Consider the following 19006-nt stretch of genomic DNA (forward strand, 5'->3'; position numbering starts at 1 on the left):
GAACCTCTGCGCGCGGGCGGCGGATACGATTGCCGCCGGCCGCGCGCTGAATCAACGGGAGTGCTCGTGAATCCGACCGAATCCGGCAACTTGCGCGACGAACCGCGCGGCGCGATCGAACTGTCCGTGCGTCGCACGCGCGGCGGCGCCGTCGAAACCGCACACGACTACGTGGGCCAGGAATGGCCCGTCGCGCTCGTCTTCAACGGCATCTCGCATGCGGTGATGATGTGTACGCCGTGCGACCTCGAAGCGTTCGCGGTCGGTTTCGCGATCTCGGAAGGGATCGTCGCGCGCGGCAGCGACATCAAGGACATCGAGGTGATCCTGCACGCCGACGCGCCGCTGCCGCATGCGGAAGTCCACCTGGAGGTCGTCCAGCAGGCGTTCGCCGCGCTGAAGGACCGGCGCCGCGCGCTCGCGGGGCGTACCGGCTGCGGCGTCTGCGGAATCGAAAGCATCGACCTGCTCGACCTCGCGCCCGAACGCGTGCCCGATACGGGCTTTCTGGCACGCCTCGCCCCCGACGCGCTGACGCGCGCGGCGCAGGCGCTGCCGGTTCACCAGGCGCTCACGCGGCTCACGGGCGGCCTGCATGCGGCCGCGTGGTGCGACGCAACAGGCGCGATCCGGATGGCGTTCGAGGATGTCGGCCGCCACAACGCACTCGACAAGCTGATCGGCTCGCTCGTGCTGTCGCGCGCCGACGCGACCGACGGCTTCGTATTCCTGTCGAGCCGCGCGAGCTACGAGCTCGTGCGCAAGGCCGCACGGGTCGGCATCCCGCTGGTGGCGACGATCTCCGCGCCGTCGTCGCTCGCGATCGAGATCGCGAAAGCGGCCGGCTTGCGGCTCGTCAGCTTCTGCCGCGAAACCGGCCACGTCGACTACGGCACGGCCTGATCGCGATCCCGGGAGCGCGCCGGCAGTCCGCCGCCGGCGCGCCCTGCTCCGTCAGTCGGTCAGTCGAACTGACGGAAGTCCGGCTTGCGCTTCTCGAAGAACGCCGTCATCGCCTCGCGCGCTTCCGGCGCGCGCAGCATCTCGGCGAAGTGGCCCGCTTCCTCGGCCATCCGCGCCTGCGTCGCCACGCCGCCCGTATCCTTCAGCAGCGCCTTCGTCACGCGCAATGACGCGGCCGGCAGCGCCGCGAGCTTTGCCGCCTGCTTCGCCGCGAACGCGTCGAGCTCGGCCGCCGGCAGCACGCGGTTGACGATGCCGATCCGGTGCGCTTCCAGCGCGTCGAATGCTTCGCCGAGCAGCAGCTTCTCGGCCGCGACCTGATGGCCGGCCAGACGCGGCAGCAGCACGCTCGACGCGGCTTCCGGGCACAGCCCGAGCTGCGTGAACGGCAGCGAGAACGTCGCGGTGTCGGCCGCGTAGACCAGATCGCAGTGCAGCAGCATCGTCACGCCGACGCCGATCGCCAGGCCCGGCACCGCGGCCACGATCGGCTTGCTCGCGCTGCTGATCCGCGCGAGAAACTGGAACACCGGCGCGGTGTCGTCCTTCGGCGGCGACTTCAGGAAATCCTCGAGATCGTTCCCCGCGGTGAAGTTGCCGTCGCCGCCGCGCAGCAGGATCACGCGAACCGCCTTGTCTTCCTGCGCTTCGGCGAGTGCGTCGGCCATCGTCTGGTACATCGCCGCCGTCAGCGCGTTCTTCTTCGCCGGGCGCGCGATCGTGATCGTCATCACGCCATCGGCGCGTTCCACTTGAATTTCGGCCACAACCGTCTCCTTTGACTTTCCTCTATCGGAATGAAAAAACGGTGCGCGAGCTCGTGGCCCGCGCACCGTCGTAGCTTGTCGTCGCGCTCCGCTTACAGGCGTTCGATGATGCCCGCCGCACCCATGCCGGTGCCGACGCACATCGTGACCATCCCGTACTTCAGGTTGCGGCGACGCAGGCCGTGCACGACGGTCGCCGCGCGGATCGCGCCGGTCGCGCCGAGCGGGTGGCCGAGTGCGATCGCGCCGCCCATCGGGTTGACCTTCGACGGGTCGAGGCCGAGATCGCGCATCACCGCCAGCGATTGCGCAGCGAACGCTTCGTTCAGCTCGATCCAGTCGAGATCGTCCTGCTTCAGGCCGGCGGCCTTCAGTGCGGCCGGAATCGCTTCCTTCGGACCGATGCCCATGATTTCCGGCGGCACGCCACGCACCGCGAAGCTCACGAAGCGTGCGAGCGGCGTCAGGTTGAATTCCTTGAGCACCTTCTCCGACACGACGAGCAGCGCGCCCGCGCCGTCCGACGTCTGCGAGCTGTTGCCGGCCGTGACCGAGCCCTTGTTCGCGAACACCGTGCGCAGCTTCGCGAGGCCTTCGATCGACGTATCCGCACGCGGACCTTCGTCGAGCTTGATCTCGCGCGTCTTCACGTCGACTTCACCCGTCGCGAGGTTCGGGAAACGCTCGGTGATCGTGTACGCGGCGATCTCGTCGTTGAACTCGCCGGCCTGCTGGGCGGCAAGCGCCTTGCGGTGCGATTCGACCGAGAATGCGTCCTGGTCTTCGCGGCTCACCTTCCACTGCTCCGCGACACGCTCGGCCGTCAGGCCCATCCCGTACGCGATGCCGAAGTCTTCGTTGCGATCGAAGATGTGCGGCGACATCGACGGCTTGTTGCCCATCATCGGCACCATGCTCATCGATTCGCAGCCACCCGCGAAGATCGCGTCCGATTCGCCGACGCGGATGCGGTCGGCCGCCATGGCCAGCGCCGTGATGCCCGACGCGCAGAAGCGGTTGACCGTCACGCCGCCGACCGTCTGCGGCAGGCCCGCGAGCAGCGCGCCCATGCGCGCGACGTTCAGGCCCTGCTCGGCTTCCGGAATCGCGCAACCGATGATCGCGTCTTCGATCAGCTTCGTGTCGAAGCCGGGCACCTGCGCCACCGCCGACTTGAGCGCGTGGACCAGCAGCTCGTCCGGGCGCGTGTTCTTGAAGACACCGCGCGGGGCCTTGCCGATCGGCGTGCGGCTGGCGGCGACGATGTATGCGTCTTGCAATTGTTTGCTCATTTGAGACTCCTTGCCTTATCCGCTCGCTCAGTTACGCACCGGCTTGCCGGTCTGCAACATGCCCATGATCCGTTCCTGCGTCTTCTGCGTGCCGAGCAGCTCGACGAACGCACGGCGCTCCAGCGCGAGCAGCCACTGCTCGTCGACCAGGCTGCCGGCTTCGACGTCGCCGCCGCACACGGCTTCGGCGATGCGGCTCGCAATCAGGTAGTCGTGGTCGCTGATGAAGCGGCCGTCACGCATGTTGACGAGCGATGCCTTGATCGTCGCGATCGCCGAACGGCCGGCGACCGGCACGTCCTTCGCGCGCAGCGGTGCGCGGTAGCCGGTTGCGGCCAGCGCGCGCGCTTCCTTCTTCGCGGTGTCGAGCAGTTCGAACACGTTGAAGATGATCGTGTCGGACGGCTTCACGTAGCCCATCGCACGGGCATCGTGCGCGGACGCCGACACCTTCGCCATCGCCGCGTTCTCGAACGACTTCGTGACGAACTTCAGGATGTCGGTGGTCGCATTCGCGGCCGTTGCGGCATCCGCTGCGCGCAGCGCGGCTTCCTTCAGGCCGCCGCCCGCCGGCACGAGGCCGACGCCCACTTCGACGAGACCGATGTAGCTCTCGACGTGCACGACGCGCTTCGCGCTGTGCAGCATCAGCTCGCACCCGCCGCCGAGCGCGATGCCCGACACGGCTGCGACGACCGGCACGTTCGCGTACTTCACGCGCAGCATGCCTTCCTGGAACTTCTTCACGAACGGCTCGATGCCCTTCGCGCCGCCCATCATGAACGCGGGCATCGCCTCTTCGAGGTTCGCGCCGGCCGAGAACGGGCCGCCCGGCGTGCCGAGCTTCAGCGACGTCGGCTGCCAGATCACCACGCCCTTGTAGTCCTTCTCCGCGAGTTCGATCGCCTGCACGAGGCCGTCGATCACGCTCGGTCCGATCGTGTTCATCTTCGACTTGAACGAAACGATCACGACGTCGTCTTCACCCGCACGGTCGTCGACCCAGGCACGCACGGCATCGGTCTCGAACAGCGTCTTGCCGTACGTCTTCGGATCGGCACCGGCTTCGCCGAGCAGCGGCGCGCGGAATACCTGCTTGTCGTAGACCGCGAGGTCCGAACGCGGCACGAAGCGCTTCGCTGCCGGCGCCCACGAGCCTTCGGCCGTGTGCACGCCACCCTTTTCCGCAACCGCGCCTTCGAGCACCCACGACGGCAGCGGCACGTTCGCGAGCGCCTTGCCGGCCGCGATGTCTTCCTGCACCCACTCGGCGACCTGCTTCCAGCCGGCAGCCTGCCAGCCTTCGAACGGGCCTTCGTTCCAGCCGAAGCCCCAGCGGATCGCGAGGTCGACGTCACGCGCGTTGTCGGCGATCGATTCGAGATGCACGCCGATGTAGTGGAACACGTCGCGGAAGATCGACCACAGGAACTGCGCGTGCGGATGGTCCGTTTCACGCAGCAGCTTCAGGCGTTCCGCCGGCGGACGCTTCAGGATGCGGCCGACGGTTTCGTCCGCCTTCGCGCCCGAATCCACGTAGGTGCCCGTCTTCGCGTCGAGCACCTTGATCGCCTTGCCTTCCTTCTTGTAGAAGCCGCCGCCCGTCTTCTGGCCGAGCGCGCCCTGCTTCACCAGTTCGGCGAGCACGGCAGGCGTCTGGTAGACCGGGAAGAACGGATCGTCGGCGAGGTTGTCCTGCATCGTCTTGATCACGTGCGCCATCGTGTCGAGGCCGACCACGTCCGCGGTGCGGAACGTCGCCGACTTCGCGCGGCCGAGGCGGCTGCCCGTCAGGTCGTCGACTTCGTCGAAACGCAGGCCGAACTTCGCGGCCTCGGTGATCACGGCCAGGATCGAGAAGATGCCGACGCGGTTCGCGATGAAGTTCGGCGTGTCCTTCGCGCGCACGACGCCCTTGCCGACGATGCTCGTCAGGAAGGTTTCGAGCTGGTCGAGGATCTCCGGGCGCGTATGCGCGGTCGGGATCAGCTCGACGAGGTGCATGTAGCGCGGCGGGTTGAAGAAGTGCACGCCGCAGAAGCGCGCCTTCAGCTCGTCCGAGAAACCTTCGGACAGCTTCGTGATCGACAGGCCCGACGTGTTGGTCGCAAAGATCGCGTTCGGTGCGATGTGCGGCGCGACCTTCTTGTACAGGTCGTGCTTCCAGTCCATCCGCTCGGCGATCGCCTCGATCACGACGTCGCACTCGGCGAGTTTCGCGATGTCGTCTTCGTAGTTCGCTGCCTCGAGGTACTTTGCATCGTCCTTCACGCCGAACGGCGCGGGCGACAGCTTCTTCAGGTTCTCGATCGCCTTCAGCGCGATCGCGTTTTTCGGGCCTTCCTTGGCCGGCAGGTCGAACAGCAGCACCGGCACGCGCGCGTTGATGAGGTGCGCGGCGATCTGCGCGCCCATCACGCCGGCGCCCAGCACGGCGACCTTGCGAATCAGGAAATTGCTCACGGGATGTCTCCGGATAGTGTCGTGCAGCGCGGAATGTGAGGGCTGCACAGCGAAGTGAGTACCAGGAACCGTTGCGTTCGGGCGGTGCGCATCGCGCCCCGCCCGGACTCGCGTCAGAACAGCGATTCGTCGACTTCCATCAGCGTCTTCGAACCGGCGCGTGCGGCGCGGATCGTCGACGCCGTCTCGGGCAGCAGGCGCGCGAAGTAGAAGCGGGCGGTGGCGAGCTTCGACTTGTAGAACGGATCGCCCGACGCTTCCTTGTCGAGTGCGAGGCGCGCCATGCGCGCCCAGAAGTACGAGAACACCAGGTGGCCGACGGTGCGCAGGTACGGTACGGCGGCAGCGCCGACTTCGTCCGGGTTCTGCATCGCCTTCATGCCGATTTCCATCGTCAGCTTCTGCACCTTGTCGCCGATGTCGGCGAGCGGGTTGATGAACTCGGCCATTTCCGGCTTCACGCCTTCGGCTTCCGCGAATTCCGTGACGAGCTTGCCGAACTTCTTCAGCTTCGCGCCCATGTCGCCGAGCACCTTGCGGCCCAGCAGGTCGAGCGACTGGATCGAGTTCGTGCCTTCGTAGATCATGTTGATCCGCGCGTCGCGCACGTACTGCTCCATGCCCCACTCGGAGATGAAGCCGTGGCCGCCGTAGATCTGCATCGCGTGGTTGGTCGACTCGAATGCGTTGTCGGTCAGGAACGCCTTGATGATCGGCGTGAGCAGCGCGACGAGGTCGGCCGCTTCCTTGCGCACCGCTTCGTCGGCGTGCGACAGCTCCTTGTCGATCTGCAGCGCGGACCAGTACGTGAATGCGCGCGCGCCTTCGGCGTAGGCCTTCTGCGTGAGCAGCATGCGGCGCACGTCCGGGTGCACGATGATCGGGTCGGCCGGCTTGTCCGGTGCCTTCGGGCCCGTCAGCGAGCGCATCTGCAGGCGCTCCTTCGCATACGTGAGCGAGTTCTGGTACGCGACTTCCGTGAGGCCGAGGCCCTGCATGCCGACGCCGAGGCGCGCGGCATTCATCATCACGAACATCGCGTTCAAGCCCTTGTTCGGCTCGCCGACCATCCAGCCCTTCGCGCCGTCGAGGTTCATCACGCACGTCGAGTTGCCGTGGATGCCCATCTTGTGCTCGATCGAGCCGCACTTGATGCCGTTGCGCTCGCCCGGCTCGCCCGCCGCGTCGGGGATGAACTTCGGCACGATGAACAGCGAGATCCCCTTGGTGCCCTGCGGCGCGTCCGGCAGGCGCGCGAGCACGAGGTGGATGATGTTCTTCGACATGTCGTGCTCGCCGCTCGAGATGAAGATCTTCGTGCCGCTGATCGAGTACGAGCCGTCGCCGTTGGGTTCCGCCTTGGTGCGCAGGATGCCGAGGTCGGTGCCGCAGTGCGGCTCGGTCAGGCACATCGTGCCGGTCCATTCGCCCGTCACGAGCTTCGGCAGGTAGCGCTGCTGCAGTTCCGGCGCGCCGTGCGCGTGCAGGCACTCGTACGCGCCGTGCGACAGGCCCGGATACATCGTCCAGGCCTGGTTCGCCGAGTTCAGCATTTCGTAGAGCGCGTTGTTCACGAACGCGGGCAGGCCCTGGCCGCCGTAGTCCGGATCGCAGCCGAGCGCCGGCCAGCCGGCCTCGACGTACTGCTGGTAGGCTTCCTTGAAGCCGGTCGGGGTCTTCACGACGCCGTCGCCTTCATACGTGCAGCCTTCGCGGTCGCCGACCTGGTTCAGCGGGAACAGCACCTCGGAGCAGAACTTGCCCGCTTCCTCGAGGACCTGGTTGATCGTGTCGGCGTCGAGGTCCGCATGCTTGGGCATTTGCTTGACTTCGGCTTCGACGTTCAGAAGCTCGTGCAACACGAATTGCATGTCGCGCAGCGGCGCGGCGTACTGTCCCATGACTCTCTCCAAAGGTGGGCAAAACGGCTCGAGCTCCTGGCGGGCGGATCACGCGCCGCTAACGGCTCTCGCTCTGATACGAAACAATCGTCTTTTCCAGCGCGGCCCACGTGAGGCGCACGGCGTCCGGCGAATGCAGGAAGCGTGCGTCGTGATGCAGACCGAGCGTGAAGCTGTACAACTCGAAGAGCATCAGGTCCGGATCCGTATCCGCACGCAGATGGCCTTCCTCCTTCGCCTGCGAAATGGCACGCAGCATCGCGGCACGCCAGGCCGTCACGCTTGCGATCAACTGTTCGCGCACGGGGCTGTCAGGCCGGTCGTCGTACTCCACCGCACCGCTGATGTAGATGCATCCGGTCGTCACCTCCTGGATGCGCTTCTCCGTCCAGCGGGCCAGCATCGCCCGAAGGCGCGGCAAGCCTCGCGGCTCGCGCAGGCTCGGAAAGAACACCTCGTTTTCGAAACGATGGTGATACTCGCGGACGACCTCGACCTGCAGGTCTTCACGCGATCCGAAGTGCGCGAACACACCGCTCTTGCTCATCTGCATGCGCTCGGCCAGCAGGCCGATCGTCAGCCCCTCCAGCCCGTCACGGCTGGCGAGGTCCAAAGCAGCTTCAAGTATCGCGGCACGCGTCTGTTCGCCTTTTCGCATAGCTATTTCTGTAACCGTTCGGGGGTTCGAATAAAATCGAACGGCCGTACTATTATTGAGTGCGGCCGCTCGCGAAACAAGGAAATTATTAGAAACCGGTGTCTAACCGAGCCGCTATTTTGCGCGATTCCGGCGGGACCGGAGCGGCTTTTCCGCACGAACGTGCGGACAGATTTTATGAAGCGAATACTTAGTCTGCGTTCAGTCGTAACCGCCGACCGTCAGCGCCTTCATCACGAGGCGGTACGTGTTGTACGCAAGCCAGTTCAGCAGCCGCTCGATGCGCGGGCGCGCGGCGTAGCGCGCGGCATCGATCTCCCGGCCTTCGGCGAACGCGGTCGCGATCGCGTCTCGCAACTGGTTCGTCACTGCATCGTAGCGCACCAGCACGACGTTCGCTTCATTGTTCAGCATCAGGCTCAGCGCGTCCAGATTCGACGAGCCGACCGTCGCCCAGTTGTCGTCGATCACGGCGACCTTGCCGTGCAGGATCGTCTTGTCGTATTCGGCCACGCGCACGCCCGCCCGCAACAGCGAGTGATACAGGAACGGCACGGCCGTATCGAGCGCCGTGAATTCCTTGCGACCGATCAGCACCTGCACGTCGACGCCGCGGCGGGCCGCGCCCGTCAGCGCGCGGCGCAGCTTGCGGCCCGGCATGAAATACGGATTCGCAAGCAGGATCCGCTGGCGCGCCTGGCCGATCGCCGCGAGATACGCCTTCTCGATCGCGCGGCGGTTCACGACGTTGTCGCGCGCGACGAACGCGACGCTCGGCTCGGTCACGACCCGCAGTGCGCCGGCCTTGATCCATCGATGGCTGCGCATCCAGCGCCGGAACATGTCGGGGAACGCTTCGCCGCCGTGCAGCCCGGCCGCGTACTGCGCATACGGCTTGTGACCGAACTGGATCCGGTGCCACTGCAACTCGAACGCGGCACGCACGTCGGACACCGCGGGCCCGGCCATCTCGACTGCGAAGTCCCAGCGCGGGAACGGCAGCGTCGCGCTGCCCTGCGTGTAGTCGTCGACGATGTTGATGCCGCCGCAGAACGCGACCGCGTGATCGATCACCGCGAGCTTGCGGTGCGTACGCGAGAAGCCGAAGCGACCGAACAGGAAGCGGTTGTAGATGCAATGCTCGACGCCGGCTTCGGCCCATGTATCGAACAGCGGCAGGCGCGCGGTGCCGATGCCGTCGGTGATCACCCGCACGCGCACGCCGCGCTGCGCCGCGCGGATCAGCGCGTCCGACACCGGCCGGCCGGCCGCGTCGTCGCAGAAGATGTAGGTTTCGAGCATCACCTGCTCGCGGGCGGCGTCGATCCGTTCGATCAGCGCGTGGAAGAATTCGCCGCCGGTTTCGCACAGCCGCACCGTGTTGCCGGCCGTAAACGCGAGCCGCGACGCGGAACCGCGTTCCTGCAGGAACATCTGCCGCAATTGCGCGAAGCGCTTGCGGGCTTCCGCCGTCATGCGGACGAGCCGTGCGGCGCGCGCGACAGTGCCACGCGCGCGGGCAGTTGCAGGATCGCCTCGGCGTTCGACGGCGAGAAACAGCGCGCGGCCGCCTCGCGGAACGGCAGCCACGCATGGTCGACATGCTCGCGCGGCGACAGCGTCACGTCGACGCGATGCGGCACGCACAGGCCGAACCAGTGCTCGACGTTGCGCGTGACACCCGGCGCATAGCGGTGCAGGTATTGCGGATAGATCGTGTATTCGATCTTGTGGCGCCAGTCGACGAGCGCACTGGCCGGCACGCCCGGCGTGCCGACTGCGATGCCGGTCTCTTCGATCACTTCGCGCGCGGCGGTGACCGCGAGCGGCTCGTCGAGCGCGTCCTTCGAGCCGGTCACCGATTGCCAGAAATCGGGCTGGTCGGCACGCTTGATCACGAGCACATCGAGGTCGGGCGTGTAGATCACGACAAGAACGGATTCGGGGATTTTCGGCGGCTTCGTCATCTTTGTTTCATGCAGCACAGGGCCGCGCGCCGGGCAAATGCTCCGAACGGGCGGCAAGTGCTGCGACTGTACCGCAAAAAACGAAAAAGGCGCATCGCTGCGCCTTTTTCATGGGCGTCGTGTGCGCGCGAACGCACACACGACCGGGTACGAAGCGCGTTACGCCTTCGGCTGTTCCGGCTGACGCAGACGGATATGCAGTTCGCGCAGCTGACGCTCGTCGACCGGGCTCGGCGCTTGCGTGAGCAGATCCTGCGCACGCTGCGTCTTCGGGAACGCGATCACGTCGCGGATCGAATCGGCGCCGGCCATCATCGTGACGATGCGGTCGAGACCGAATGCGATACCGCCGTGCGGCGGCGCGCCGTACTGCAGCGCGTCCAGCAGGAAGCCGAACTTGAGCTGTGCTTCTTCAGCACCGATCTTCAGCGCGCGGAACACCTTGCTCTGCACTTCCTCGCGGTGGATACGCACCGAGCCGCCGCCGATTTCCCAGCCGTTCAGCACCATGTCGTAGGCCTTCGCGAGGCAACGGCCCGGATCCGTCTCGAGGTACTCGAGGTGCTCGTCCTTCGGGCTCGTGAACGGGTGGTGAGCCGCGACGTAGCGTGCATCTTCGTCGTCGTATTCGAACATCGGGAAGTCGACGACCCACAGCGGCTTCCAGCCCGCCTGGACGAGGCCGCTCGCCTTGCCGAATTCCGAATGGCCGATCTTCAGGCGCAGCGCGCCGAGGCTGTCGTTGACGACCTTCGCGCGGTCGGCCGCGAAGAAGATGATGTCGCCGTCTTCCGCGCCGGTGCGCTCGAGGATCGCCGCGATCGATGCGTCGTGCAGGTTCTTGACGATCGGGCTCTGCAGGCCGTCACGGCCCTTCGCCTTCTCGTTGACCTTGATCCATGCGAGGCCCTTCGCGCCGTAGATGCGCACGAATTCAGTGTAGCCGTCGATGTCGCCACGCGACAGCTCGCCGCCCTTCGGCACGCGCAGTGCCGCGACACGGCCCTTCGCGTTGGCCGGCGTGCTGAACACCTTGAAGTCGACGTCCTTCATCGCGTCGGTGAGCTCGGTGAATTCGAGCTGCACGCGCAGGTCCGGCTTGTCCGAACCGAAACGCGCCATCGCTTCCGAGTACGGCATCACCGGGAATTTCGCGTCGAGCTCGACGTCGATCGTCGTCTTGAAGATGTGACGGATCATGTCTTCGAACAGGTCACGGATTTCCTGCTCGCCGAGGAACGACGTTTCGCAGTCGATCTGCGTGAATTCCGGCTGACGGTCGGCACGGAGGTCTTCGTCGCGGAAGCACTTGGTGATCTGGTAGTAACGGTCGAAGTTCGCGACCATCAGCAGCTGCTTGAACAGCTGCGGCGACTGCGGCAGTGCGAAGAACTGGCCCGCGTTCACGCGCGACGGCACGAGGTAGTCGCGCGCGCCTTCCGGCGTGCTCTTCGTCAGCATCGGCGTTTCGATGTCGATGAAGCCCTGCTCGTCGAGGTACTTGCGCGCTTCGATCGCCACGCGGTAGCGCAGGCGCAGGTTGTGCTGCATCTGCGGGCGACGCAGGTCGAGCACGCGGTGCGTCAGACGCGTCGTTTCCGACAGGTTGTCGTCGTCGAGCTGGAACGGCGGCGTGACCGACGCGTTCAGCACGTTCAGTTCGTGGCACAGCACTTCGATCTTGCCGCTCTTCAGGCCGGCGTTGACCGTGCCTTCCGGACGGTTGCGCACGAGGCCCTTGATCTGCACGCAGAACTCGTTGCGCACGCCTTCGGCGGTCGCGAACATTTCCGCGCGATCCGGGTCGCACACCACCTGCACGAGGCCTTCACGATCGCGCAGGTCGATGAAGATCACACCGCCGTGATCGCGGCGGCGCTGCACCCAGCCGCACAGCGACACGGTTTGGCCCAGCAGGTGTTCGGTCACGAGACCGCAGTATTCAGTACGCATCGACATGATGTTTGCTTTCGTTCGGTTTGATCAACGGGCGCCGCAACGCGCGGCCCGGGCGATGATTCTTTACTTACAGCGGCGGCTCGACGGGGCGGCGTGCAGGCGCCGGAGCCGGCGCCGGGGGCGCCACCACGCCCATCGAGACGATGTACTTGAGCGCGGCATCGACCGACATGTCGAGTTCGATGACTTCGCTCTTCGGCAGCATCAGGAAGAAACCCGACGTCGGGTTCGGCGTCGTCGGGATATAGACGCTCACGTATTCTTCCGTCAGATGATTGAGCACGTCGCCGCCCGGCGTGCCGGTCAGAAACGCGATCGTATACGAGCCGCGACGCGGGTATTCGATCAGCAGCGCCTTGCGGAACGCGTTGCCGCTGCTCGACAGCAGCGTGTCCGACACCTGCTTGACGCTCGTGTAGATCGGCCCGACGACCGGGATGTGACGCACCACGGCGTTCCACCACGTGACGAGCTTCTGGCCGATGAAGTTCTGCGTGGCCAGCCCGACGACGAAGATGAACGCGAGCGTCAGCACCGCGCCGATCCCCGGCAGATGGAAGCCGAGCATCCGCTCGGGCTGCCACGATTCGGGCAACAGGAGCAGTGTCTGGTCCATCGTGCCGATGATGAGACCAAGCACCCACAGCGTGATCGCGAGCGGGACGAGAACCAGCAGGCCGGTCAGAAACACCGATTTCAGGGTCGTCTTTTTCATCATCTGCCGTCAATGAACCGCGCCGGCGGCGCGGGTTGGTCGCAGCCCGGCCGGGCCGCGACGGTCAACTGCTGGCGGCGGGCGCTGCAGCCGGGGCGGGCGCTGCGCTCGTCGTCGTGCTTTCGGAACTGCTCGAAGCAGCCGGCGCAGCCGCGGCGGGCGCGGCTTCCGTTGCCGCAGCCGGGGCCGCGTCGCCCGACGCCGTCGCCGGCGCGCTGGTGCCGCCCGAACCGCCACGGAAATCGGTGACATACCAACCCGAACCCTTCAGCTGGAAGCCCGCGGCAGTGACCTGCTTGCGAAATGCATCCTTCCCGCATTCCGGGCACTGCGACAGCGGCGCGTCGCTCATCTTCTGGAGCACGTCCTTCGCGAAACCACACGCTTCGCATCGATAGGCGTAGATCGGCATGATATTTTTCCCGCGGAAACTGGAAACAGCTTGCAAAACCTTGAATTATAGCCGAAACCCTGCCGCGCTCCGGCAATGGCCGCGACACTCGCGCATCAGCGGCGACGCCACGTGAGCCAGCGCTCGTGTCCTTCGAACACCGCGAGCGAATCGGTCACGGGCAAATCCTCGACCAGTTCGAAGTGCGGCGTGAGCAGCGCATCGAGTTCGGCACACTCGATTCCGAACGGCGGCCCCTTCGGTTTCGCCGTCAGGAAGAAATAGCCGGCCAGCAATCCGTCAGCAGGCAGCAACTCGGCCATGCGCGTCGCATAGCCGGCACGCATGGCCGGCGGCAGCGCGCACAGGAACGCGCGCTCGTACACCCACTGCACGTCGAACGGCGGCCGGTACGCAAAGAAATCGGCCTGCTCGACGACACCCGCGTGCGCACCGAGCTGCGCCTTCGCGGCAGCCACCGCCTGCGCGGCGAAATCGATCGCACGCACGGGCCAGCCGGCTTCGGCCAGCCACCCGGCTTCCTGCGCACTGCCGCAGCCGGGAATCAGCACCGCGCACGGCTCGAGCCGATGCGCGAACACACTGAAGCCCTCGGGCACACCGCCGAATTCCCACGGCGTCACGCCACGCTCGAAACGCTCGTCCCAGAACGATGCGTTGCCGGGATCGCGCGTCGTGAAATCGGCGGCTGACGGTGTAGCGGGTTGCTTCGGGTCGGACATCGCGCTGCTCCTTTCGGTCATGTGCCGTACGCGAGCGCCAGCAGCACACGCGCGACGAGCGCCCCGACGCCGACGGCGAGGCCGAAGATCAGCAACGCCTGCATCAGCCGGTTCGTCCGCTTCTGCTCGACGAGGATCTGACGCATCAGCTCTTCGCTCGCGGCACGCGGCGCGTCATGGCGTGCGGCCATCGCGTGATGGATCAGGCGCGGCAGTTGCGGCAGCGTCTTGCTCCACTGCGGCGCCTCGACCTTGAAGCGCTCGTACCAGCCGCGCAGGCCGATCTGCTCGGTCATCCAGCGCTCGAGATACGGCTTCGCGGTCTTCCACAGGTCGAGCTCGGGGTCGAGCGAGCGGCCGAGGCCCTCGACGTTCAGCATCGTCTTCTGCAGCAGCACGAGCTGCGGCTGGATCTCGACGTTGAAGCGGCGCGACGTCGAGAACAGGCGCATCAGCACCTGGCCGAGCGAGATGTCCTTCAGCGCGCGGTCGAAATACGGCTCGCACACCGCGCGGATCGCGCTTTCGAGTTCCTCGACGCGCGTTTCGGGCGGCACCCAGCCCGATTCGAGGTGGAGCGTCGCGACGCGGTGGTAGTCGCGCTTGAAGAACGCGAGGAAGTTCTGCGCGAGGTAGTTCTTGTCGAAATCGGACAGCGCGCCGACGATCCCGAAATCGAGCGCGACGTAGCGGCCGAACGTATTCGGATCGAGACTCACCTGGATGTTGCCCGGGTGCATGTCCGCGTGGAAGAAGCCGTCGCGGAACACCTGCGTGAAGAAGATCTCGACGCCTTCGCGCGCGAGCTTCTTGATGTCGACGCCGGCCGAACGCAGCGTCTCGACCTGGCTGATCGGCACGCCGGTCATGCGCTCCATCACGAGCACCTGCGACGTCGAGAAATCCCAGAACATTTCGGGCACGAGCAGCAGGTCGAGGCCCGCGAAGTTGCGGCGCAGCTGGCTGCCGTTGGCGGCCTCGCGCATCAGGTCGAGCTCGTCGTGCAGGTACTTGTCGAATTCGGCGACGACCTCGCGCGGCTTCAGGCGCCGGCCGTCGGCCCACATGCGCTCGGTCCAGATCGCGATGTCGCGCATCAGCGCGAGGTCGGAATCGATCACGGACAGCATGTTCGGGCGCAGCACCTTGACGGCGACGGCCTTGCCCGCGTGCACGCCCTGCTTGAGCTTCGCGAAATGCACCTGCGCGATCGACGCGCTCGCGACCGGCTCGCGCTCGAATTCGTCGAACAGCTCGTCGACCGGCGCACCGAGCGACTTCTCGATGATCCCGATCGCGACCGCCGAGTCGAACGGCGGTACCTGGTCCTGCAGCTTCGCGAGTTCGTTCGCGAAATCGACCGACAGCAGGTCGCGGCGCGTCGACAGCACCTGGCCGAACTTCACGAAGATCGGGCCAAGGCTTTCGAGCGCGTGACGCAGCCGCACGGCGGGCGGATCCGAATAGCGGCGGCCGATCGTCGTGATCCGCAACAGCAGCTTCACGCGCCGGTCGTCGATCCGGGACAGCATCACTTCGTCGAGGCCAAAGCGGATGACGGTGTAGACAATCTTGATGAAACGGAAAATGCGCATGCCCTGCGGCCCCTCAGTGCGCGCCGCGCGGGCCGGAACCCGTGCGCGCGCCGATTTTTTGTTCGAGTCGCTCGACCCGCTTTTCGACCCGTGCGAGCGCATCGCGTGCGCGCGCCAGTTCGGCATCGAAGCCGCCGAGCGACGCGCGCCGGACGACTTGCGGGTTCTCGTCGAGCCAGTATTCGGCGACGGAATCGAGCACGTTGCGGCCGGTGCGTCGCGCGCGCGCGCCGGCGTCGCGCACGACCGTCGCGATCCGGTATGCCGCCGCGTCGCCGACCAGCTTCGCGAGATCTTCCTCAGGTTCCCAGCGCAGGTGCTCGGCCAGCTTCGCGATCTGCGTGGCGAACTCCGCGTCGCCCTCGATCTTCACGTGCTTCATCACGGCCGCCTGGCCGCCCTGCAGGAACGCGGCGACCGTGTCGCCGGCAAGCGCGATCGACACGTCGACCTGTTGCGCATCGTGCGCGTCGACGGCCGACAGATAGCCGTCGGGCTGCACCAGCAGCGTCAGCGTAACCGGGGGCACGTCGATCCGGGCAGTCTTGCCCGAATAGGGAATCAGGCGGTCGCGCGCCCACGATTCGCGGGCGAGCAGGTGATTGACAGCAGCAGCAAAAGGCTTGGCGGCAAAGGTCATCGGGCTGGGAAAGAAAAAACCCGCGCAGGCCGGGCGCCCACGCGGGTTTCTATTGTAACGTCGGATCGTCGGCAGACCGTGCCTGACCGCACACCCGGGCGGCAAGCGGTCGCAGTGCGGCGGCCGTTGCCCGGGTGCCGGCGGCGCGGGCCGCCGGTCACGCTCAGTGCGTGTTGATCTGCTGGATGCCCGCGAGCAGCCAGCCCTGACTGCCCGACTTCGACAGGTTCCACACCTCGTCGAACGGCGCGGCCGACGCGTTCGCCGATTCGCGGATCAGGCCGTGGAAGCGCACGCTCGCCGACTGCTCGATGCCGCGATCCTCGATCGCGACCAGTTCCGCGTCGAGCTGCACGACGTCGGTCTGGTTCGACTCGTTGCCGCGCGAATCGAGGTCGATCTTGATCTCGGCGAACATTTCCGGCGTCGTGAACTCGCGGATGTCGGCGAGGTTGCCCTGGTCCCACGCGGCCTGCAGGCGCACGAAGTAAACCTTCGAGCTGCGCAGGAACGCTTCGGTGTCGAAGCCGGCCGGCACCTGGAGCGGTGCTGCCGCAGCAGCGGCTGCCGCGCCGGTGGCCGCGGCACCGCCGCCGAACACGCCTTGCGCTTCGTTCGCGTAGCTGCTGCCGCTACCCGAGTAGTTGCTGCCGGTGCCGCCCTGCTGGAACGACGGGCTTTGCGAGTAGCCGCCCGACGACGACGCCGAGCCGCCGACCGAGTAAGCCGGCTCCTGCGGACGACGGCGGTTCATGAACTTGCGGATCAGCCAGATGCCGATCGCCGCGAGCAGCGCGATCACGATGACGTTCGCCATCATGCTCGCGAATGCGCCGCCCAGGCCGAAGTGCGACAGCAGCGCCGCGATACCGAGACCGGCCGCGAGGCCGGCGATCGGCCCGAGCCAGCGCGAGCGGTTGGGCTGTGCGGCCGGCGCGGGTGCGGCCGGATTCGCACGCTGCGCCTGCGACGGCGCGGCCTGCTGCATCGGCTGCTGTGCGGGCGGCGTGGCCTGGCGCTGCGTGACGGAGGAGTTCTGGCGGCCGATGCTGCGCCCACCGCCCATGCGCTTGGCTTCGGCGTCGAGCGATGCGAACGTGCCGGCCGTGAGCAGGCCGACCATCAGCAGCGTGCCGACCCGTCGAGCCCACGGCTTCGACGGCTTGCTACGGTTGAACAACGAACGCGATTCGAACATCAGTTTCTCCGGATGTAAGACAAATGTATGGAAAGAGCCCCTTAATACTTGGCTCCCATGTGTAAAGCTACCACGCCACCTGACAAATTGTAATATTTGACGGCATCGAGGCCCGCTTGTTCCATCATCGTCTTCAGCGTGTCCTGGTCGGGGTGCATCCGAATAGATTCGGCAAGATACCGGTAACTTTCAGCATCTTTCGCGAACTTGTCGCCAAGCCACGGTAATACTTTGAAAGAATACAGATCGTACGCTTTTTTCAGCGGATCCCAGACTTTCGAGAATTCCAGCACCATCACGCGGCCGCCGGGCTTCGTCACGCGGCGCATCTCGGCCAGCGCGGCATCCTTGTGCGTCATGTTGCGCAGCCCGAACGCGACCGTCACCACATCGAAGTAGTTGTCCGGAAAGGGAATTTTCTCGGCGTCGCACAGCAGCGACGGCGTCACGATGCCCTTGTCGAGCAGCCGGTCGCGGCCGACGCGCAGCATCGATTCGTTGATGTCCGTATGCCAGACCTCGCCGGTCGGCCCGGCCGCCTTCGCGAACGACCGGGTCAGGTCGCCGGTGCCGGCCGCAAGGTCGAGCACCTTGAAGCCGGGGCGCACGTTCGCCTGCGCGATCGTGAACGCCTTCCACGCGCGGTGCATGCCCGCCGACATCAGGTCGTTCATCAGATCGTAGTTGCTCGCAACCGAATGGAACACACCCGCCACTTTCTTCGCTTTTTCGTTTTCCTCGACGCTTTCGAAGCCGAAGTGGGTTTTGCTCATCGCGTTGATCCTCAGTAAATGGCAAGACGGCGCCGAGCGGGCGCCGTCGAATTTCAGTGGCAGTGGCCGTGCGACGCGTTCGCCGCCGGCATCGGGGCGTCGCGCTCGACGCCCGCCGCCTGCAGTTTGTCGAAATAATCGCGCCACAGCGCATCCTGCTGCGTGGCCAGCTCGTACAGCAGGTCCCACGAGTAGATGCCGGTCGAATGGCCGTCGGAGAACGTCGGCTGCAGCGCGTAGTTGCCGACACCCTCGAGCGCGGTGATCGTCACTTCGCGCTTGCCCGTCTGCAGCGTCTCCTGGCCGGGCCCGTGGCCGCGCACCTCGGCCGACGGCGAATAGACGCGCATCAGCTCGAACGGAATCCGGTAATTCTCGCCGTTCGGGTACTGCAATTCGAGCACGCGCGATACCGCGTGCACGACGACGCCGGACGGAATCGGCGTCGTGGAAGTCAAACCGCTCATGGCTGCCTCGAATCGGTCATGCGTTGAATTTCCTCGCGCACCGCATTGTGCAGCAGCGAGGCCTGCGCTGCGCGCGAGCGCAACAGCGCCTCGGACATGCTGCGCTGGCGCGGCGCCCAGACGGGCTGCGGGAAGTGTGCGTCGTTGGAAAAGCGCGGGATCACGTGCCAGTGCACGTGCGGCACCATGTTGCCGAGGCTCGCGAGATTCACCTTGTTCGGCTGCATCACGCGGCGCACGGCCCGCTCGACCGCATAGACCACGCGCATCAGGTGTGCCCGCTCGGGTTCGCCGAGATCGGAGAATTCGGCCACGTGCGCGCCCCAGATCACCCGGCAGAAGCCCGGGTACTCGTGCTCGCCCGTCGCGAGGACGACACGCACCGCATCGTCCTGCCAGAGCACTTCGCCGCCGTCTTCACGGCAAAACACGCATTCCATCGTCGCTCCCATGTGGACGGGCGCCGGCATTGCTGCGCCGGCGCCCGCTCATTCCTGGCCCGGTCGGGCGGTCG

General features: G+C 66.1%; 18 protein-coding genes. 1 reads left to right on the forward strand and 17 read right to left on the reverse strand.

Features of this window, described 5'->3' with window-relative positions; genetic code table 11:
- Nucleotides 1–60 precede the first annotated feature (60 nt).
- Nucleotides 61–903, forward strand: coding sequence for a formate dehydrogenase accessory sulfurtransferase FdhD (gene fdhD, locus CFB82_RS15230; protein WP_373452960.1), 843 nt, complete (start codon nt 61–63; stop codon nt 901–903).
- Nucleotides 904–962: 59 nt separating this feature from the next.
- Here fdhD and CFB82_RS15235 read toward each other — a convergent pair whose 3' ends face one another.
- The 17 genes from CFB82_RS15235 to CFB82_RS15315 all read right to left on the reverse strand — a co-directional run bounded on the left by CFB82_RS15235 (nt 963) and on the right by CFB82_RS15315 (nt 18932).
- Complete coding sequence (locus tag CFB82_RS15235) at nt 963–1730, reverse strand: enoyl-CoA hydratase (protein ID WP_089446378.1); 768 nt, start codon at nt 1728–1730, stop codon at nt 963–965.
- A 92-nt stretch (nt 1731–1822) separates the two neighbouring features.
- A complete protein-coding gene (locus tag CFB82_RS15240; RefSeq protein ID WP_039360089.1) occupies nt 1823–3022 on the reverse strand; it encodes an acetyl-CoA C-acyltransferase in 1200 nt (399 codons plus the stop codon).
- A gap of 27 nt (nt 3023–3049) precedes the next feature.
- Nucleotides 3050–5485, reverse strand: a complete 2436-nt coding sequence (locus CFB82_RS15245) for a 3-hydroxyacyl-CoA dehydrogenase/enoyl-CoA hydratase family protein (RefSeq protein ID WP_089484558.1) — start codon at nt 5483–5485, stop codon at nt 3050–3052.
- Nucleotides 5486–5598: 113 nt separating this feature from the next.
- The gene (locus CFB82_RS15250; RefSeq protein ID WP_069248825.1) at nt 5599–7386 is read right to left on the reverse strand and encodes an acyl-CoA dehydrogenase C-terminal domain-containing protein; all 1788 of its coding nucleotides are present in this window, start codon (nt 7384–7386) and stop codon (nt 5599–5601) included.
- Nucleotides 7387–7444: 58 nt separating this feature from the next.
- On the reverse strand, nt 7445–8044 hold the full coding sequence (locus CFB82_RS15255) for a TetR/AcrR family transcriptional regulator (protein WP_006751498.1): 600 nt from the start codon (nt 8042–8044) through the stop codon (nt 7445–7447).
- Between the two features lie 201 nt (nt 8045–8245).
- Nucleotides 8246–9520 carry a cardiolipin synthase ClsB gene (gene clsB, locus CFB82_RS15260; RefSeq protein WP_089484559.1) on the reverse strand — a complete coding sequence of 425 codons (1275 nt, stop codon included), beginning with the start codon at nt 9518–9520 and terminating at the stop codon, nt 8246–8248.
- Nucleotides 9517–10011: a dihydroneopterin triphosphate diphosphatase gene (gene nudB, locus CFB82_RS15265; protein ID WP_089484560.1), complete on the reverse strand. Its 495-nt coding sequence runs from the start codon at nt 10009–10011 to the stop codon at nt 9517–9519. The genes clsB and nudB overlap by 4 nt, the downstream gene beginning before the upstream one ends.
- 159 nt (nt 10012–10170) lie before the next feature.
- Nucleotides 10171–11970, reverse strand: a complete 1800-nt coding sequence (aspS, locus tag CFB82_RS15270) for an aspartate--tRNA ligase (RefSeq protein WP_089484561.1) — start codon at nt 11968–11970, stop codon at nt 10171–10173.
- A 67-nt stretch (nt 11971–12037) separates the two neighbouring features.
- Complete coding sequence (locus CFB82_RS15275; protein ID WP_069248829.1) at nt 12038–12688, reverse strand: DUF502 domain-containing protein; 651 nt, start codon at nt 12686–12688, stop codon at nt 12038–12040.
- A 61-nt stretch (nt 12689–12749) separates the two neighbouring features.
- Nucleotides 12750–13097 (reverse strand): FmdB family zinc ribbon protein, encoded by a 348-nt coding sequence (locus CFB82_RS15280; protein ID WP_011353158.1) that lies wholly within the window; start codon nt 13095–13097, stop codon nt 12750–12752.
- 95 nt (nt 13098–13192) lie between these two features.
- A complete protein-coding gene (locus tag CFB82_RS15285; RefSeq protein WP_089484562.1) occupies nt 13193–13819 on the reverse strand; it encodes an SAM-dependent methyltransferase in 627 nt (208 codons plus the stop codon).
- A 17-nt stretch (nt 13820–13836) separates the two neighbouring features.
- The gene (ubiB, locus tag CFB82_RS15290; RefSeq protein ID WP_069248830.1) at nt 13837–15414 is read right to left on the reverse strand and encodes a ubiquinone biosynthesis regulatory protein kinase UbiB; all 1578 of its coding nucleotides are present in this window, start codon (nt 15412–15414) and stop codon (nt 13837–13839) included.
- 13 nt (nt 15415–15427) lie between these two features.
- Nucleotides 15428–16054, reverse strand: a complete 627-nt coding sequence (locus CFB82_RS15295; RefSeq protein ID WP_069248831.1) for a ubiquinone biosynthesis accessory factor UbiJ — start codon at nt 16052–16054, stop codon at nt 15428–15430.
- Between the two features lie 163 nt (nt 16055–16217).
- Nucleotides 16218–17252, reverse strand: a complete 1035-nt coding sequence (locus tag CFB82_RS15300) for a Tim44 domain-containing protein (protein WP_089484563.1) — start codon at nt 17250–17252, stop codon at nt 16218–16220.
- A 41-nt stretch (nt 17253–17293) separates the two neighbouring features.
- Nucleotides 17294–18025, reverse strand: coding sequence for a bifunctional demethylmenaquinone methyltransferase/2-methoxy-6-polyprenyl-1,4-benzoquinol methylase UbiE (gene ubiE, locus CFB82_RS15305; protein ID WP_039360112.1), 732 nt, complete (start codon nt 18023–18025; stop codon nt 17294–17296).
- A 53-nt stretch (nt 18026–18078) separates the two neighbouring features.
- On the reverse strand, nt 18079–18492 hold the full coding sequence (locus CFB82_RS15310; RefSeq protein WP_069248833.1) for a gamma-butyrobetaine hydroxylase-like domain-containing protein: 414 nt from the start codon (nt 18490–18492) through the stop codon (nt 18079–18081).
- Nucleotides 18489–18932 (reverse strand): HIT family protein, encoded by a 444-nt coding sequence (locus CFB82_RS15315; protein ID WP_089484592.1) that lies wholly within the window; start codon nt 18930–18932, stop codon nt 18489–18491. The genes CFB82_RS15310 and CFB82_RS15315 overlap by 4 nt, the downstream gene beginning before the upstream one ends.
- Nucleotides 18933–19006: the final 74 nt, after the last annotated feature.

The organism is Burkholderia sp. HI2714 (genome assembly GCF_002223085.1).
GTDB classification, from domain to species: Bacteria; Pseudomonadota; Gammaproteobacteria; order Burkholderiales; family Burkholderiaceae; genus Burkholderia; species Burkholderia lata_D.

Bases quoted from the DNA above. Each gene is read 5' to 3' on its own strand.
- CFB82_RS15240 (WP_039360089.1), bottom strand. From the start codon at position 3,022: ATGAGCAAACAATTGCAAGACGCATACATCGTCGCCGCCAGCCGCACG.
- CFB82_RS15250 (WP_069248825.1), bottom strand. From the start codon at position 7,386: ATGGGACAGTACGCCGCGCCGCTGCGCGACATGCAATTCGTGTTGCAC.
- CFB82_RS15255 (WP_006751498.1), bottom strand. From the start codon at position 8,044: ATGCGAAAAGGCGAACAGACGCGTGCCGCGATACTTGAAGCTGCTTTG.
- clsB (WP_089484559.1), bottom strand. From the start codon at position 9,520: ATGACGGCGGAAGCCCGCAAGCGCTTCGCGCAATTGCGGCAGATGTTC.
- nudB (WP_089484560.1), bottom strand. From the start codon at position 10,011: ATGACGAAGCCGCCGAAAATCCCCGAATCCGTTCTTGTCGTGATCTAC.
- aspS (WP_089484561.1), bottom strand. From the start codon at position 11,970: ATGTCGATGCGTACTGAATACTGCGGTCTCGTGACCGAACACCTGCTG.
- CFB82_RS15275 (WP_069248829.1), bottom strand. From the start codon at position 12,688: ATGATGAAAAAGACGACCCTGAAATCGGTGTTTCTGACCGGCCTGCTG.
- CFB82_RS15280 (WP_011353158.1), bottom strand. From the start codon at position 13,097: ATGCCGATCTACGCCTATCGATGCGAAGCGTGTGGTTTCGCGAAGGAC.
- CFB82_RS15285 (WP_089484562.1), bottom strand. From the start codon at position 13,819: ATGTCCGACCCGAAGCAACCCGCTACACCGTCAGCCGCCGATTTCACG.
- ubiB (WP_069248830.1), bottom strand. From the start codon at position 15,414: ATGCGCATTTTCCGTTTCATCAAGATTGTCTACACCGTCATCCGCTTT.
- CFB82_RS15295 (WP_069248831.1), bottom strand. From the start codon at position 16,054: ATGACCTTTGCCGCCAAGCCTTTTGCTGCTGCTGTCAATCACCTGCTC.
- CFB82_RS15300 (WP_089484563.1), bottom strand. From the start codon at position 17,252: ATGTTCGAATCGCGTTCGTTGTTCAACCGTAGCAAGCCGTCGAAGCCG.
- ubiE (WP_039360112.1), bottom strand. From the start codon at position 18,025: ATGAGCAAAACCCACTTCGGCTTCGAAAGCGTCGAGGAAAACGAAAAA.
- CFB82_RS15310 (WP_069248833.1), bottom strand. From the start codon at position 18,492: ATGAGCGGTTTGACTTCCACGACGCCGATTCCGTCCGGCGTCGTCGTG.
- CFB82_RS15315 (WP_089484592.1), bottom strand. From the start codon at position 18,932: ATGGAATGCGTGTTTTGCCGTGAAGACGGCGGCGAAGTGCTCTGGCAG.